The organism is Amycolatopsis sp. DSM 110486 (assembly GCF_019468465.1).
In the GTDB taxonomy this organism is placed as follows: Bacteria; Actinomycetota; Actinomycetes; order Mycobacteriales; family Pseudonocardiaceae; genus Amycolatopsis.
This window is the reverse complement of record NZ_CP080519.1, coordinates 10,060,537-10,075,164: the sequence shown is the minus strand read 5'-3', so window position 1 is coordinate 10,075,164 and position 14,628 is coordinate 10,060,537. Positions and strand designations below refer to the sequence as shown.

Annotated in this window: 17 protein-coding genes; 10 read left to right on the top strand and 7 right to left on the bottom strand. The window is 70.2% G+C overall.

The genetic code is table 11. The features are described 5' to 3' along the window. The first annotated feature begins 1 nt into the window (after position 1). The 8 genes from K1T34_RS48580 to K1T34_RS48550 all read left to right on the top strand — a co-directional run bounded on the left by K1T34_RS48580 (position 2) and on the right by K1T34_RS48550 (position 5,529). The gene (locus tag K1T34_RS48580) at positions 2 to 535 is read left to right on the top strand and encodes a flavodoxin domain-containing protein (RefSeq protein WP_220241541.1); all 534 of its coding nucleotides are present in this window, start codon (positions 2 to 4) and stop codon (positions 533 to 535) included. A 73-nt stretch (positions 536 to 608) separates the two neighbouring features. Then, a complete protein-coding gene (locus K1T34_RS48575) occupies positions 609 to 977 on the top strand; it encodes a DUF4389 domain-containing protein (protein WP_220241540.1) in 369 nt (122 codons plus the stop codon). 26 nt (positions 978 to 1,003) lie between these two features. Beyond that, complete coding sequence (locus tag K1T34_RS48570; protein ID WP_220241539.1) at positions 1,004 to 1,411, top strand: Hsp20/alpha crystallin family protein; 408 nt, start codon at positions 1,004 to 1,006, stop codon at positions 1,409 to 1,411. A 61-nt stretch (positions 1,412 to 1,472) separates the two neighbouring features. Then, positions 1,473 to 1,604: a hypothetical protein gene (locus tag K1T34_RS54245; RefSeq protein ID WP_255638108.1), complete on the top strand. Its 132-nt coding sequence runs from the start codon at positions 1,473 to 1,475 to the stop codon at positions 1,602 to 1,604. Between the two features lie 33 nt (positions 1,605 to 1,637). Beyond that, positions 1,638 to 1,943 (top strand): hypothetical protein, encoded by a 306-nt coding sequence (locus K1T34_RS48565; RefSeq protein WP_220241538.1) that lies wholly within the window; start codon positions 1,638 to 1,640, stop codon positions 1,941 to 1,943. An 87-nt stretch (positions 1,944 to 2,030) separates the two neighbouring features. Further along, positions 2,031 to 4,274, top strand: a complete 2,244-nt coding sequence (gene ppsA / locus K1T34_RS48560) for a phosphoenolpyruvate synthase (protein ID WP_220241537.1) — start codon at positions 2,031 to 2,033, stop codon at positions 4,272 to 4,274. Between the two features lie 36 nt (positions 4,275 to 4,310). Further along, the gene (locus tag K1T34_RS48555; protein ID WP_220241536.1) at positions 4,311 to 4,817 is read left to right on the top strand and encodes a universal stress protein; all 507 of its coding nucleotides are present in this window, start codon (positions 4,311 to 4,313) and stop codon (positions 4,815 to 4,817) included. Between the two features lie 10 nt (positions 4,818 to 4,827). Continuing rightward, positions 4,828 to 5,529, top strand: coding sequence for a CBS domain-containing protein (locus K1T34_RS48550; protein ID WP_220241535.1), 702 nt, complete (start codon positions 4,828 to 4,830; stop codon positions 5,527 to 5,529). Positions 5,530 to 5,593: 64 nt separating this feature from the next. Here K1T34_RS48550 and K1T34_RS48545 read toward each other — a convergent pair whose 3' ends face one another. The 7 genes from K1T34_RS48545 to K1T34_RS48515 all read right to left on the bottom strand — a co-directional run bounded on the left by K1T34_RS48545 (position 5,594) and on the right by K1T34_RS48515 (position 11,728). Beyond that, positions 5,594 to 6,631, bottom strand: a complete 1,038-nt coding sequence (locus K1T34_RS48545; RefSeq protein WP_220241534.1) for an alcohol dehydrogenase catalytic domain-containing protein — start codon at positions 6,629 to 6,631, stop codon at positions 5,594 to 5,596. 31 nt (positions 6,632 to 6,662) lie between these two features. Continuing rightward, positions 6,663 to 7,265, bottom strand: a complete 603-nt coding sequence (locus K1T34_RS48540; protein WP_220241533.1) for a hypothetical protein — start codon at positions 7,263 to 7,265, stop codon at positions 6,663 to 6,665. 48 nt (positions 7,266 to 7,313) lie between these two features. Further along, complete coding sequence (locus K1T34_RS48535) at positions 7,314 to 7,598, bottom strand: PLD nuclease N-terminal domain-containing protein (protein ID WP_220241532.1); 285 nt, start codon at positions 7,596 to 7,598, stop codon at positions 7,314 to 7,316. Beyond that, on the bottom strand, positions 7,579 to 8,595 hold the full coding sequence (gap, locus tag K1T34_RS48530; protein ID WP_220241531.1) for a type I glyceraldehyde-3-phosphate dehydrogenase: 1,017 nt from the start codon (positions 8,593 to 8,595) through the stop codon (positions 7,579 to 7,581). Before gap ends, K1T34_RS48535 begins: the two co-directional genes overlap by 20 nt. A gap of 310 nt (positions 8,596 to 8,905) precedes the next feature. After that, positions 8,906 to 9,139: an SHOCT domain-containing protein gene (locus K1T34_RS48525; protein WP_220241530.1), complete on the bottom strand. Its 234-nt coding sequence runs from the start codon at positions 9,137 to 9,139 to the stop codon at positions 8,906 to 8,908. 19 nt (positions 9,140 to 9,158) lie between these two features. Further along, positions 9,159 to 10,181 (bottom strand): NAD(P)H nitroreductase, encoded by a 1,023-nt coding sequence (locus K1T34_RS48520; protein WP_220241529.1) that lies wholly within the window; start codon positions 10,179 to 10,181, stop codon positions 9,159 to 9,161. A 44-nt stretch (positions 10,182 to 10,225) separates the two neighbouring features. After that, entirely contained in the window at positions 10,226 to 11,728 is a 1,503-nt protein-coding gene (locus K1T34_RS48515) for an AAA family ATPase (protein ID WP_220241528.1), read from the bottom strand. 149 nt (positions 11,729 to 11,877) lie between these two features. On the opposite strand from K1T34_RS48515, the gene K1T34_RS48510 reads away from it, so the two are divergent. Together K1T34_RS48510 and K1T34_RS48505 are read left to right on the top strand one after the other, a co-directional pair. Then, positions 11,878 to 13,557 carry a SulP family inorganic anion transporter gene (locus tag K1T34_RS48510; protein ID WP_220241527.1) on the top strand — a complete coding sequence of 560 codons (1,680 nt, stop codon included), beginning with the start codon at positions 11,878 to 11,880 and terminating at the stop codon, positions 13,555 to 13,557. Between the two features lie 11 nt (positions 13,558 to 13,568). Beyond that, positions 13,569 to 14,528 carry a universal stress protein gene (locus tag K1T34_RS48505; protein ID WP_255638107.1) on the top strand — a complete coding sequence of 320 codons (960 nt, stop codon included), beginning with the start codon at positions 13,569 to 13,571 and terminating at the stop codon, positions 14,526 to 14,528. Positions 14,529 to 14,628 lie beyond the last annotated feature (100 nt).

Below are 14,628 nucleotides of genomic sequence, written 5' to 3'. Positions count from 1 at the left end.
CATGAGGATTCTCGTCGCGGTGGCGACACGGCACGGGGCCACCAGGGAGATCGCCGAGCAGATTGCCGCCACGGCCACGATGACGCTCGAACAAACCGGTGTCGCGGCGCAGGCCGAGGTGCTTGACGCCGAGCACGTTACGTCATTCGCGGCGTATGACGCGGCACTGCTCGGCAGCGCCGTCTACCTCGGGCATTGGCTTGAAAGCGCCCGGCGGCTCGTGCGCGAGCACCAGGACGAGTTGCGACGGATCCCCGTGTGGCTCTTTTCGAGCGGGCCGGTGGGACAGCAAACGCGCGCTGGTGAGGACCCCGTCGACGTTTCCGACGTCCTGGTCGCCACCACGGCCCGCGAGCACCGGCTGTTCGGCGGCCGAATCGAACGGGCGCGGCTGCGCTTCCCCGAGCGAGCGGTGGTCACGGCCCTGCGGGTGAAGGACGGGGACAACCGCGATTGGCCGGTGATCCGCGCCTGGGCCCGGGCCATCGCCAGCGAATTGGCCGCGGTGCCCGCGGGTGAGCAGCGCGAGCGGTGATCGCCCCGTATCCGGTCCGGGGCGAGGCAGAGCTGGAACTGCCGTTGTCCCGCCGGCGGCGGCCCTTAAATGGGTGCTGCTCATCTCGCACGTCATCGTGCTGGCGTTCCTGTGGCTGGTCTACCTCGTCGTGAGGATCTGGGCCTTTGCCGCGGTCCTGGTGACGGCCCGGTATTCGCGGTCGCTGTTCGAGTTCACGGTGGGCGTTCTGCGCTGGAGCTGGCGGGTGTTCGACATCGTGCTCGGACGGTGGGCGCTACGCGTCGCCGCATACGTCGCGCTGCTGACCGACGAGTACCCGCCGTTCCGGTTGGACCCCGGCGGCGCCGAGCCGGCGTGGGTCCCGGCCGCCGCCGGTTGGCTCGGCGGGGACCTTCGGCCTTCGCCTTCGGGCAGTCCGGCCGCGTCGCCGACGCGGCGCACAAGAGTTTCCTGGCCGTGAAACCGAAAACGAGGAGAGGAGTGAGCATGACTGGACTGTTGCCGGGTTCCCGGATGGCGCTGCCGAGCATCGCCGCCTGGCTGGACCACCCATGGCCGTTCGCCGAGCACAACCCGGTACGGATCGAGGAGTCCACCGAGGAGGGAAAGTACACGATTCGCGCGGAACTGCCGGGGTTCGAGCCGGACAAGCACATCTCCGTGACGACGCACGACGGAATGCTGACCATCGAGGCGGAGCGCGAGGCGAAGGAGACCAGCGGGGGGCACAGCGAGTTTTACTACGGGAAATTTAGCCGGACCGTGCCGCTCCCGGCGGGGGCCGAGGCTACGAAGGTGAAGGCCACATACGCCGACGGCATCCTCGAGATCACCATGCCGCTGGCCGCGCAGCCGCACGAGAAGCAGATCAAGATCCACGTCGACAAGGCCTGAGGGCCGCGTGTGGTGGGCGTGGTCGCGGCCGCGCCCACCACCGCTGTGCACGAGGGGAGCCATGACCACAGACTTACCCGTCAGGGTGCTGCTCGCCGACGGCGAGGTCGGTCTCGTCCGGACGCTGCGTCCGGCGGATGCGGATGCCGTGCTGGCGCTGCACACCCGCCTCGACGAACGCGACCGACGGTGAACACCGGAGTCCGAGAATCGAAGCGGCATGGGGATGACCGACCTCGACGTGGCCTGGATCACGGAGCTGAGCGTCGCGCCGGCCGAGTCCGCCGCGAAGCGCAGTCGAGGAGTGCGGCGCCTGCGGCATCCGTCTGCTGCTCGGCGACATCGTGTTCGAGGTGCTGATCGCTGCTTGCTGATCTACACCCCGGGGCTCCAAAGCGTGTTCGACTTGGCGCCGCGTCCGGCGTGGGTGTGCGCGATGCTGCTCCCGATGCCGGTGCTCGTGTGGGGCGCCGATGAAATCTTCCGCAGGGCGACGCACCGTCGACTGGGACGTCTGCCCCACGCCGGGTGACTTTGTGCTCCGGTATCGCAGCCCGCGTTGAGGCGAGCATGGGGAATGTCAGGGCGGCTGTCTCGCCCGCGGTCCGGGAGGACTCTCATGACCCACGTACGGAACCTGGCCGACCTCCGGCTCACCGACGCCGAGGTTGCCGGCGGCAAGGGTGCGAACCTCGGTGAACTGATCGCGGCCGGCTTCCCGGTGCCGCCGGGCTTCGTGATCACCCGCGACGGCTACCGAGCGGCGCTGGAGACGGCCGGCGTCCGGGCCGAAATCGCGGACGTGCACGCCAAGGCGCTGACCAACGTCGACGATGCCGCGGCGCTGGCCGAAACCTGCGAACGGCTGCGAGTCTTGGTTCGCTCGGCAGGTCTGACCACGGAGCTGGCCGAAGCAGTATCCACCGCCTACCGGGAACTAGGTGACTCCGTCACCGTCGCCGTGCGGTCCTCAGCGACCGGCGAGGACGGCGCCGAGGCGTCGTTCGCCGGGATGAACGCCAGCTTCACCAACGTGGTCGACGAGAGCACCCTGGCCCAGCGCGTCGTCGACTGCTGGGCGTCGCTGTTCTCACCGCGGGTCGTGAGTTACCGCGCGAGCCGCGGATACGCGGCTGAACCCGCGATCGCGGTGGTCGTGCAACAGATGATCCCGGCCGACCGCGCGGGCGTGATCTTCACAGCGGATCCGCGGACCGCGGAGCGGGACCAGGTCGTGATCGAGGCCGTCTTCGGCCAGGGCGAGGCGATCGTCAGCGGGGCCGTCGAGCCCGACACCTACGTGGTCGCCAAGCAGGACCTGCGGGTGCTCAGCGCTCGCATCGGCACACAGTCGCTCAAGATCATCCCGGAGGTCGGCGGCGGCGACGTAACGATCCCCCTGAGCGCGCAGGCCGGCGGTCGCCGGGTGCTCGACGATGCAACCGTGCTCGAGCTCGCCCGCCTGGCTTCGCGGGTCGAGGACCACTACGGCGTGCCGCAGGACGTGGAATTCGCGATCGAGGACCACCGGACGTGGCTCGTGCAGTCGCGGCCGATCACCGCGCTGCCGCCCGACCGCGAACCCGAGCCGGGCGCGTTGGTCACGGGACTGGCTGCCTCACCCGGTGAGTCGAGCGGGGCGGTCCGTGTACTGCGTGATCCGGCGGAAGCCGTGCAATTGCGGGATGGCGAGGTGCTGGTCGCGCCGATGACGAATCCGGACTGGGTACCGGCGATCCGCCGCGCGGCTGCCCTGGTGACCGACGGTGGCGGGATGACGTGCCACGCGGCCGTGGTCGCTCGGGAGCTGGGTGTGCCGTGCGTGGTCGGGACCGGCGATGCGACCCGGGTGCTGGCGGACCGGACGCTGGTGACGGTCGACGGGAGCCAGGGCGAGGTGCGGGCCGGTGCGGTGGTGCACGAGCCGGCACACGCGACGCCGACGGCAGCTCCCGCAGCTCCCGAGACGATCGGGACCCGGCTCTACGTGAACCTCGCGATGCCCGAGCACGCCGCGGAAGTCGCGGCGCAGGCCGTGGACGGAGTCGGGCTGCTCCGGGCGGAGTTCCTCCTCACCGAGGCCCTCGGGGGCCGTCATCCTCGTGACCTGCTCGCCCGGGGCGAGCAGGAGTCCTTCGTGACCGCGATGGCGGATTCCCTTGCCGCGATCACGACGGCGTTCGCCCCGCGCCCGGTGGTCTATCGCACCACCGACCTGCGCACGAACGAGTTCCGGGGCCTGGCCGGCGGGGAGGCGTTCGAGACCGAAGAGCGCAACCCGATGATCGGCTACCGCGGCTGCTACCGCTACGTTCGCGAGCCCGACCTGTTCGCGCTCGAGCTGCAGACGCTCGCACGGGTGCGGGAGCGCACACCGAACCTGCACCTGATGATCCCGTTCGTGCGCACGAAGTGGGAGCTGGAGGCGTGCCTAGAACTGGTGGACGCCAGCCCCCTGGGCCGGCAGCGCGGGCTCCTGCGGTGGATCATGGCCGAGGTTCCCTCGGTGGTTCACTGGCTGCCCGAATACGTCGGTCTCGGCATCGACGGTGTGTCGATCGGCAGCAACGACCTGACCCAGCTGGTACTGGGCGTGGACCGCGATTCGGCGGAGTGCGCGGAGCTGTTCGACGAAGGCGATCCCGCGGTGCTGGGTGCGATCGCGGACATCGTCCGCACCGCGAACACGTGTGGCATCACCTCGTCTCTGTGCGGGCAGGCGCCCTCGACCAACCCGGCTTTCACCGAGCACCTGGTACGGGCCGGCATCACGTCGATCTCGGTGAACCCCGACGCAATCGATGTCGCCCGGCACGCGATCGCCGCCGCCGAGCGTCGCGTCCTGCTGGACGCCGCACGGTGACCAGTCCGGAATCTTGAGTCAGTGAAGGAGAACACCGTGACCACAGTGGACCAGAGTGACATCGTCGTCGGCGTCGACGGCTCTGCGGGCAGTGCGGCCGCTCTGCGCTGGGCGCTGTCCGAAGCACACACCAGCGGCCGCCGGGTCGTCGCGCTGAGAGCCTGGACCTTTGACCCGACCTCCGACCTGGAGTCCGCGGCGACGCAGTCACCGCAGGACATCGAAGCTCGATACCGCGGGCAGCTGGAGCAGGCCGTTGCCGACGCGCTCGCCGGAGTCGAGCCCGTGCCCGTGCGCGCCGAAACCGTCGACGGCGCACCCGGTCCGGCCCTCGTGCGGACGTCGCAGAACGCCGCGATGCTCGTCGTCGGCAGCCACGGCCACGGCCGGTTGCTGCGGCTGCTCGTCGGCTCCGTTTCCGCGTATTGCCTGAAGGAGTCGCGCTGTCCAGTCGTAGTCGTGCCGGTCCGCACGGCGGAGGAGCGCGGCCTGGTACCGGAGGCGGACGCGGTCGGGACGTACCAGCCCGGCCCGCTGTTGTGAGGAGCGGACGATGACCGGACAGCACGAAGTGGGCGCTGTGATGACGACGGACGTGGTGAGCGTTCCGCTCGGCACGCCCTTCAAAGCGGTGACAGCGCTGCTCGAGGAACGTGGAGTCGGAGGTGCTCCCGTCGTGGACGAGCGCGGTCACGTGGCTGGTGTCGTCTCCCGCGGTGACCTGCTCGAGCGCGAAGTCGAGCACCGGGGCTTCGGCCCGCGGGCACGGCGAGCCCGGCGCAAGGCCGAAGGGGTGTTCGCCGCCGACCTGATGACCAGCCCGGCCATCACGATCGGTCCGGACGAAGACGTGGTACGGGCGGCCCGACTGATGGAATCCTGCGGTGTTCACCGGATCCCGGTGGTGGACGCCGGCGGTGCGCTCGTCGGGATCGTGTCACGAGCCGATCTGGTGCGGGTCTTCCTTCGGCCGGACAAGGATATCCGTGACGAGGTTCGCGACGAAGTGCTCACGAAGGAGATGTGCGTCGACCCGCGGTCTCTGAGCATCGCGGTGCACGACGGGATCGTCTCGATCCGCGGCACGGTCGAGCGCTACGGCATGATCGGGCTCATCGAATCGCTGGTCCGCCGCGTCGACGGGGTCGTCGAGGTGCGCGCGCAGCTGAAGGCCCACTTCGACGACCGCGGCATCCGCCCGGAAGAGCCGGCCTCCGGTGGTCGGTTCGGCCGGCGGTCGCTGCACCGGCCCTGACTGTGTGACAGCGAATCGGCCACCGTCCTTTCCGGATGGTGGCCGATTCGCTCTGCAGCACGGGTCACTGGCGGAACAGCGCCACCTTCAACGCCTCGCTGTCTTGAGGGTGCGCGAACACGTCGTAGGCTTCGTCCATCTCCGGCAGGCCGAACCGGTGGGTGACGAACCGGCTGGTGTCCAGCCTGCCGGCGGCCAGCATGCGCAGCAGCATCGGGGTGCTCCAGGTGTCGACGAGCCCGGTGGTGATGGTGACGTCGCGAATCCACAGCTGTTCGAGGTGGAGCGTGGCGGGTTTGCCGTGCACGCCGATGTTCGCCACGTGCCCGCCCGGACGGACGAGTTCGGTGCACAGTTCGAACGCCTCCGGGACACCGACCGCTTCGACGACCACGTCGGCGCCGCGCCCGCGGCTCGCCTCCTGCACCGCCTCGGCGGCCTCCTCGGGCCCCACCGCCAGGTCGGCGCCGAAATCCTTCGCGGCGCCGAGCCGGGTGGGTTCCTTGTCTACCACGACGGTCGCGGAAGGGCTGTAGAGCCGCGCAGTGGTGATGGCGGCCAGCCCGATGGGCCCGGCTCCGACGATGACCACGACGTCGCCGGGGCTCATCTGCCCATTGCGGACACCCACCTCGTAGGACGTGGGCAGGATGTCAGCGAGCATCAGCGCGGACTCGTCGCTGACCGACGGCGGTAGCCGGTAGGTGGACGTGTCGGCGAACGGGATTCGCGCGAGTTCCGCCTGGAGGCCGTCGACGAGGTGCCCGAGGATCCAGCCGCCCCCGCCGAGGCACTGGCCGTAGGTGCCGCGCCGGCAGTATTCGCAGCGGCCGCAGGCGCTGATGCACGAAACGAGCACGCGGTCGCCGGGCCGCACCGTGCTGACGGAGCCACCGGTGCGCAGGACGGTGCCCACGGCCTCGTGGCCGAGGATGCGCCCGCGCTCCACCTCCGGCACGTCGCCGTTGAGGATGTGCAGGTCGGTGCCGCAGATCGTGACCGCGTCGATCCGCACCACGGCGTCGGTGGGGTCGGTGATCTCCGGATCGGGGTGGTCGGTCCAGGATCGGCGGCCCGGACCGTCGTAGACGAGTGCTTTCACGATTTCCTCCTGCTCGGTCGCTTGTGGACGTTCAGCGCAGCCATGCCCGGCCGCCGGTGAACGCGGCCCAGCGGCGGGCCAAGCCCCAGGTGTCGCCGGCGAGTGTGGCGGCGAGCACGACGAGGACGAGCGCGTAGATGACGTGGTAATCGATGAGCGGGTGGGTCGAGTGTGTCGCCTCGCCGGCGCTGGTGAACCGTGCGGGTGGCCATTCGCTGGCCCACATGAGCAGCAGCATGACCGTGCCGGAGATCGCAGTGATCCGCAGGGCCACACCGGTCACGAGGGCGAGGCCGATGCCGAGCAGTCCGGCCATGAACAGCCAGTCGGCCCACCAAGTGCCGGCCCAGGCGTGGAACGTCGAGGCGAGCGGCCCCAGTTCGACGTTGCTCAAGAAGTCCTGAGTGGGCGAGCCTCCGCGGGTCCAGGCGTCCGCGGCGGTCGTGGCGTAGCCCAGGCCGAGCAGGTTGTCGGCGAATGCCCACAGGAACACCAGTCCCATGGCGATCCGCAGCAAGGCGAGAGCGCGGCCGCCGACGGCCCGGCGCGCGTGGCGCGGCGCGGGCCGCTCAAGCTCGCGCCGTGCGGGAACCTGTGTGTCGGGAAGCTTTTCGTGCTCGGGATTGAAAGACATGATCCCTCCGTTCGTGGTCGGCCCCGAGTGCCGGGACGCGGCGGTGGATCACTCAGGAGCCGAAGGTCCTCGCTCCACGGGCCCTTGGCAGCCGGGCCGCAACCGGCCCCACCGGAAGTACGCGAGCGGCCCGGCGAAGTTGACGGCGATCACCGCCGCCCACACGGCTTTAGGGCCGCGGACCTGCTCCGCCGGCCGGTGAGTGAGGTCCCACCAGGCCGTCGCGGCCAGAGACACCTGGACCGCGGCGGCGCCGGCCACGACCCGCCGCTCGGCGGGGGACAGGTCGGCCCACCTGCGGCGGGTGGCGCGGTCAGCGCCGGGCGAGTTCACGGCCCACCAGCTCGACGAGTTCCACGGTCCGGCACGCGTAGCCCCATTCGTTGTCGTACCAGCCGAACACCTTCGCGGTGTGGCCGTCGGTCTTGGTGAGGCTCGCGTCGAAGACGCACGAGGCCGCGTCGCCGATGATGTCGCGGGAGACCAGCGGTGCTTCGGTGTAGCGGACGATGCCCTTGAGATGCCCCTCCGCGGCCTGCCTGTAAGCGTGGTTGACCGCGTCGGGCGTGACGTCCTGGTCGAGCTCGACGGTGAGGTCGGTCAGGGACCCGTCCTCGACGGGTACGCGGATGGCCACACCGTCGAGGCGCCCGGCGAGCGCGGGGATGACGTCGCCGATCGCCCGGGCGGCACCGGTGCTCGTCGGGATCAGGTTGACGGCGGCCGATCGCGCCCGCCGCAGGTCCTTGTGCGGGCGGTCGAGCAGCGCCTGGTCGCCGGTGTAGCTGTGGATCGTCGTCAAGAACCCGCGCCGGACACCGAATGCTTCGTGCAGCACCCGGATCATGGGCGCGAGGCAATTGGTCGTGCACGAGGCGTTGGAGATCACGTGGTGCGCGTTCGGCTCGTAGGTGCCTTCGTTGACGCCGAGCACGATTGTCGCGTCGACGCCCTTGCCCGGCGCGGAGACGATCACCTTCCGAGCGCCCGCGGTGAGGTGTCCGGCGGCCGCTTCGCGGGTGCGGAAACGGCCGGTTGCTTCGAGGACGACGTCCACGCCGAACTCTCTCCACGGCAGGTTCGCCGGTTCGGGTTCGGAGGTCACTTGCAGTACCTGGTCGCCTGCTTCGATCGCCGAATCGATCACCTGCACCGGAGCGTGCAGCGGACCATAGGTGGAATCGTGGGCGAGCAGGTGCGCGAGGGTGTCCGCGGTGGTGATGTCGTTGACCGCCACCACCTCTACCGCGCTGTCCGGCTGTTCGAGGAGGCGACGCACAACGTCGCGCCCGATCCGGCCGAACCCGTTGATGCCGACTCGCACGGTCATGGGGACTCCTTCACTGCGATGGCGTGTCCGTTTACCGTGCGCCGCCGACGGGCAGCCGGACGAGGGACGTTGGCGGGTGCCTGCGAGGACCTTCGTCCCGGGCGCGGTCGACCTCGACCGGCACCTCCTCGTCGGTCTGCTCGAATCCTTGTCACCTGAAGCGGTGGCTGGTGGACCCGTTGTGGCACCGGGCTCGTGCGGAAGGCGGACCCGGAACGATGGGGTGGCGACGGGTCCGCAGGTGCCGAGCACGAACGGGTGGACGGCCGCAGCGATCGTGCGGCGCTTGGTGCCCGTCCTCGTTCCCGGGTCAGCGCCCGAGCGTCTCGCGCCGGCGTTCGTATTCGTCCTGGTCGATCTCCCCGCGGGCGAAACGCTCGCGCAGGATGCCCAGGGCGCGGTCGCTGTCCGATGTCGGCTTCGGCGTCCTCCGGAGCAGGACGGCTGTGACAACCCCGGCGGCGGTCAGCACGGCGAGGAGCACGAGGACCGCGACCAAGGGGCCGACCCAGCCTCCGGCTGTCCCATAGTGCCAGTAGGGCATGGTGTTCACCTTGTTCCGGTCAGTGCCACTGGTCCTTGGTTTCGTCCCGCAGGTCGGCAGTGTCGAGTGCCGCCAGCACCTCTTCGAGGTCGCGACGCGGTGTCGCCGGCAGTGGGTCCGCGTTGGCGGGGGCCCAGCCGATGCGCAGGACCATCTGTGGGAAGGTGCCCGACGCGACCTTCGCTTCCACCGTGCGCCGGACGTCCGGCAGCTCGAGGGGTTCGGTCAACGGGCAGGTGGCGAGGCCGAAGCGGGTCGCCGTCAGCAGCGCCGCGCTGGTGGCTTCGCCGGCCCGCAGCCGCGACATCCGGTCGTCGGACGCGGTGCTCAGCACCAGCAGCACGGTCTCGTCCTCGTCGCTGGTTGCGCCGGACGCCTCAGGCAACTCGGGGTCGGAGAACGGCCGGGCCGGGAGTGTTCCGGGGCTCGCGTCCACAGCCGGTGCGTTCCGCGAGGGGACGCCGTCCGGGGCTGCGCGGCGGCCGCTCCAGGCAGCCAGTTCGACGCGGTAGGCGGGGTCGTCGCGGTGCCGCCGGGATGCTTCCTCGATGGCGGTGGCGAGGTAGTACCGCTCCGCGGCTTCGGCCAGGCGCAGAACCACGCCCTCGTCGGCCACCGCTTCGGCGATCGATTCGAGGTAACCACGGGGGACCTCCCACGAGCTGCGGTGGCGGCGGTCGGTCCGGCGGCGCGGGATGGCCGCGGCGAGTGCGACTTCGTCGGCTGTGGGTTCGCGCCGGTGGAACTCGATCGCGGCGAGGTGGTCGGGCTGCGAGGGGTCGGGCAGGCGGTGCACGTCGGTGTGCCAGCCGAGTGCTGCGAAAGCGATGCGCGCGTGGTGCAACGCTGCGCCGCAACCGATGAGGAGATCACGCCCATCCGGGTCGGTCTCGGGCAGTTGCCGGGACGGGTCGGCGTAGAGGTGGAGCGTGCGGTAGCCGACGGCCCAGCGCCACGGCTGGGAGTTGTGGACCGAGGGCGCGCGGATCGCCATGGCCACTGCGGTGTGGACGGTGAAGTCATCGGGGAGTCCGTGTTCCATGGCCGCCTGCCTGCTCGTGTCGTGAGGTCGTCAGCTCGACCGTGTCAGCCGCCCGCTGCGCGGTGGAGAGTCGGTGTTCCCCGGGCCGAGGGACTTTCGCAGTCCTCGGCTATCAAGGCGAGCGCGAGGGAGACGGATTCCTCCGGGCTGCCGGCCGTGTCGACGGCCAGGGAGCCGGGCCACGCGTCGGAATCGGTCGCCATGGCCACGGCGATTTCCGGGCCTGCGTCGGAATACGACCCCATGCGGGTGGCGAGGCGATGTTCGCGGAGCGCATCCGGCGCGGTACACCTCAATGCGACCAGACGGCTACTCGTGTTCGCGGCCGCAGCGGCGATCTTCGCTCGCTGGTGCGCTGAGGTCCAAGAGGCGTCGACGACCACGGTCTCGCCGAGGCCGAGGAGTTCGGCCGACCGCCGGACGAGTTCGTCGTAAGTCCGGTCCGTCCACTCCGGCGTGTAGATCCCGTGCTGGTATCCCGAAGGAACGTGCTCGCCTGGGGCGATGCCGACGAGCTCCTTGCGCACGCGGTCGCTCTGCAGCAGGCTCGTCCCGAGCGCATCGGCAAGCCCACCGGCCACAGTGGACTTGCCCACGCCGGGCAGGCCACCAACGAGAATGACCCGCACTTCGCCCGTCTGGAGATGGCGCCGTGTCTGCTCCGCATACTCGCGGGCGAGCTCGGCGGCGGTCGGGTCGCCCTGCGCGTGGCGGAGACAGGCGACCTTGGCGCGGACGAATGCGCGGTAGGCCAGGTAGTGGTGGCGCAACGCCGCAGGAGCGGGGTCCCCGGAGAACTCCGCGTACCTCCTCAGCAGTTCGGCCGCGAGCTCCGGCGCATCGAGTCGGTCGAGATCCATCGCGAGGAACGCGACGTCGTCAAGCCCGTCCACGTGCCGAAGATGGTCGTCGAACTCGAGGCAGTCGAGCACGCGCGGGCCGTCGTCCAGGCAGAAGACGTCGTCGGCGATGAGGTCGCCGTGCCCGTCGACTACGCGGCCTTCAGCGATTCGCTGCGCGAACAGCCGTTCTCGCCCGGCCATGAACTCCTCCACCAGGAGTTCGACCTCGGTGGCGACGGCGGTGTTCAGCACGACTCCATGGAACGGCCGCACCTGGGCGAAACTCTCCCGCCAGCGCGCCAGGACGGCGTCTCGGGTGCCATCCGCCTCGATCAGCAGGCTCCGCTCCGCCGCGGCGTGGAAGACAGCGAGCTCCCGAGCCAGCGCGCGGACCACCGGCACGAGCGGCTCACCCCGGCGGACGAGCGTGGAGAGCCGGCGCTCGTCGGGCATGCGACGCATCACGACGAGGTGGTCGCGGCCATCCGGTCCGCTGAGCTCCGCGACACCGAGGTAGACGTCGGGCGAGAGCCGCCGGTTCAGCTCGACCTCCCGCCGGCACACCCGTTCGCGCGCCGCCGGAGTAGTGAAGTCGAGGAACCCGAGATCGACGGGCTTCTTGAGCTTGTACGCGCGGTCACCCACCAGGAAGACCACGCCGCTGTGCGTTTCCCGCACCGCTGCCCACGGTTTCGTCTCGGCCATGCGGTCCAGCTTCGCGACGGCGAGGGCGGGGACGGCAGGGCGTTAGGTCACCGTCGACGTGCCCTTTGGTCACCATGGCCGGAAGTCCTGGAGCACCGATGACTTCCGGCCGCATCCCACTGTGCGTCGTATCGGGCACGCTGGGTCGGATGAAGCTTTCGGCGGTGTTGCCGGGCCTCGCGCGGCTGCGCCGCTATCAGCGAACCTGGCTGCGCGGCGACGTCGTCGCGGGTGTCACGGTGGCGGCTTACCTCGTGCCGCAGGTGATGGCCTACGCCGAGGTGGCCGGCCTGCCACCGGTGGCCGGCCTGTGGGCGGCGATCGGCCCGCTCGCCGTGTACGCCTTGCTGGGTTCGTCGAGCCTGCTGTCCGTCGGGCCGGAGTCGACGACGGCGCTGATGACGGCGGCCGTCCTGGCCCCGTTCGCCGCCGGCGACCCCGGCCACTACGCGACGCTGGCGGCGGTGCTCGCGGTACTCGTCGGCGGGTTGTGCCTCGTGGCCGCATTCGCGCGGCTCGGGGTGCTCGCCGAACTGCTGTCGAAGCCGGTTCTCACCGGCTACATGGTGGGCATCGCGGTGCTCATGGTTGTCGGCCAGCTCAGCAACGTCACCGGGGTTCCCGTGGATCGCGATGGTTTCGCTGGCGAGCTCTCGTCGTTCTTCAGCGAGCTCGGGCAGGTGCACTGGCCGACCGTCGGACTCGCGGCGGCGGTGTTGTTCGTGCTGCTCGTCCTCCGACGGGTCGCGCCGTGGCTGCCGGGGCCGTTGGTGGCGATCGCCGGAGCCACGGCGGTCGTCGCGTTTGCGGGGTTGCCGGGCATCGAGGTGGTGGGGGCGTTGCCCGCCGGCCTGCCGCCCGCGTTGTCCGGGTTCTCACTGGCGGAGGTCGGGCAGCTGGTCCTCCCGGCTCTCGGCATCACCATCGTCGCGTTCTCGGACAACGTGCTCACCGCGCGCGCCTTCGCGGCCGGCCGAGGCGAAGAGATCGACGCGAACCAGGAACTGCGCGCTCTCGCCGGCGTCAACGTGTCCTCCGGATTGCTGCACGGCTTCCCGGTCAGCAGCAGTGGCAGCCGCACTGCCCTCGGCTCGGCCGCGGGCAGCAGGACACAGCTGTACTCCTTGGTCGCCCTGGGCACGGTGGTGCTCATCGTGCTGTTCGCGCGGCCGCTGCTGGCCCAGTTTCCGACGGCGGCGTTGGGTGCGCTGGTGATCTTCGCGGCCACCTACCTCGTCGACATCGGGGAGCTGCGCAGGTTCGCGCGATTCCGCCGCAGTGAGCTGCTGCTGGCCCTGCTGACCACGGCGGGGGTGCTCGGGCTCGGTGTGATCTACGGTGTGCTGGCCGCGGTGGGATTGTCCGTCCTGGACCTGCTGCGGCGGATAGCCCGGCCGCACGACGGGATTCTCGGCATGGTGCCCGGGTTGGCCGGGATGCACGATGTCGACGACTATCCGGAGGCCGCGATGGAGCCCGGTCTCGTCGTCTACCGCTACGACGCGCCGTTGTGCTTCGCCAACGCGGAGGACTTCCGCCGACGGGCGCTCGCTGCGGCGTCGGGCGAGATATCAGGTCCGGTGAGGTGGTTCGTCCTGAACACCGAGGCGAACGTCGAACTCGACGTCACCGCGGCCGATGCACTCGACCAGCTGCGCGAGGAGCTCACCCGCCGTGGTGTCGTGTTCGCCCTCGCAAGGGTCAAACAGGACCTGCGTGACGATCTCGAAGCCGCCGGACTTGTCGAGAGGGTGGGCGAGGAGCGGATTTTCCCGACCCTGCCGACCGCGGTGGGCGGCTACCGCGACTGGCTAACCGCGCGGGGCTGACGATAGTCCCGGTGTCCCGGGACGAACGGCTGCATCGGCGGGGGACAGGTCAGATCTATGGTCGTGCTCCGCCTCCCGGACTTGGAGGAAACACCATGACCGCACCCGCAAACGCGCCCATCGTCGTCGCCATCGACGGCTCGGAGACCACGACCGCCGCGGCCGTGTGGGCGGTTGGGGAAGCCCTGCGGCGCCACGCTCCGCTGCTCGTGTTCACCGCGTATGGGCTGGAAGACGCGTCATTCGGTGGCAAGGCCTACCCGCCGTCGGACTGGCTGGCAGTCAAGCAGGCCGAAGCGGAAGGATGGCTGCACCGGACACGCGAGACACTCGACGCCGTCGTGCCTGGGCTTCGGATTTCGACCGAAGCGACCGACAGGGGCCCCGTGCCCGCCCTGCTCGACGCGTCCGAGCGCGCGCGGATCCTCGTCGTCGGTGAACCGACCGGCCCGCTGCTCGGCCTTTTCAGCGGTTCTCCTGCCGTCGATCTGGCTGCGAAAGCGCACTGTCCGGTCGCCGTCGTGCGCGGCCATGAAACCATCGACGGCCCAGTGGTCGTCGGCGTCGACGGCAGCGCGCTCAGCGACGCGGCGATCGGCTGGGCCTTCGAGGAAGCCTCGCTGCGCAACACCCGCCTCGTCGCTCTCCACACCTGGCATGACAGTGACCTCTCCCAGACCCGCTTCGGCAGCGTCATGTTGCCGGCCGAGAACCACCACGAGACCGGTCACCGCCTGCTCGCCCAGCGCCTCACCGTCTGGCAGGAGAAGTACCCGGATGTCCCCGTCGAACGCCTTGTCGAGCAGGACAAGCCGCGCCACCGGTTACTCGCGTTGAGCAGCGACGCGCAACTCGTCGTGGTGGGCAGCCGCGGCCGGGGTGGCTTCACCGGCTTGGTGCTCGGGTCGACCAGCCAGGCCTTGCTGCACCACGCGCAGTGCCCGGTGATGGTTGTCCGTTCAGAACGCTGACCGTTCACGCGGCAGGTACAACTGGCGGGCGCCGGTTCCGGGCCGGCGCTCCGATCACGGCGAGCAGGGCCAGAACCACCCGGGCGACGAGGACACCGAA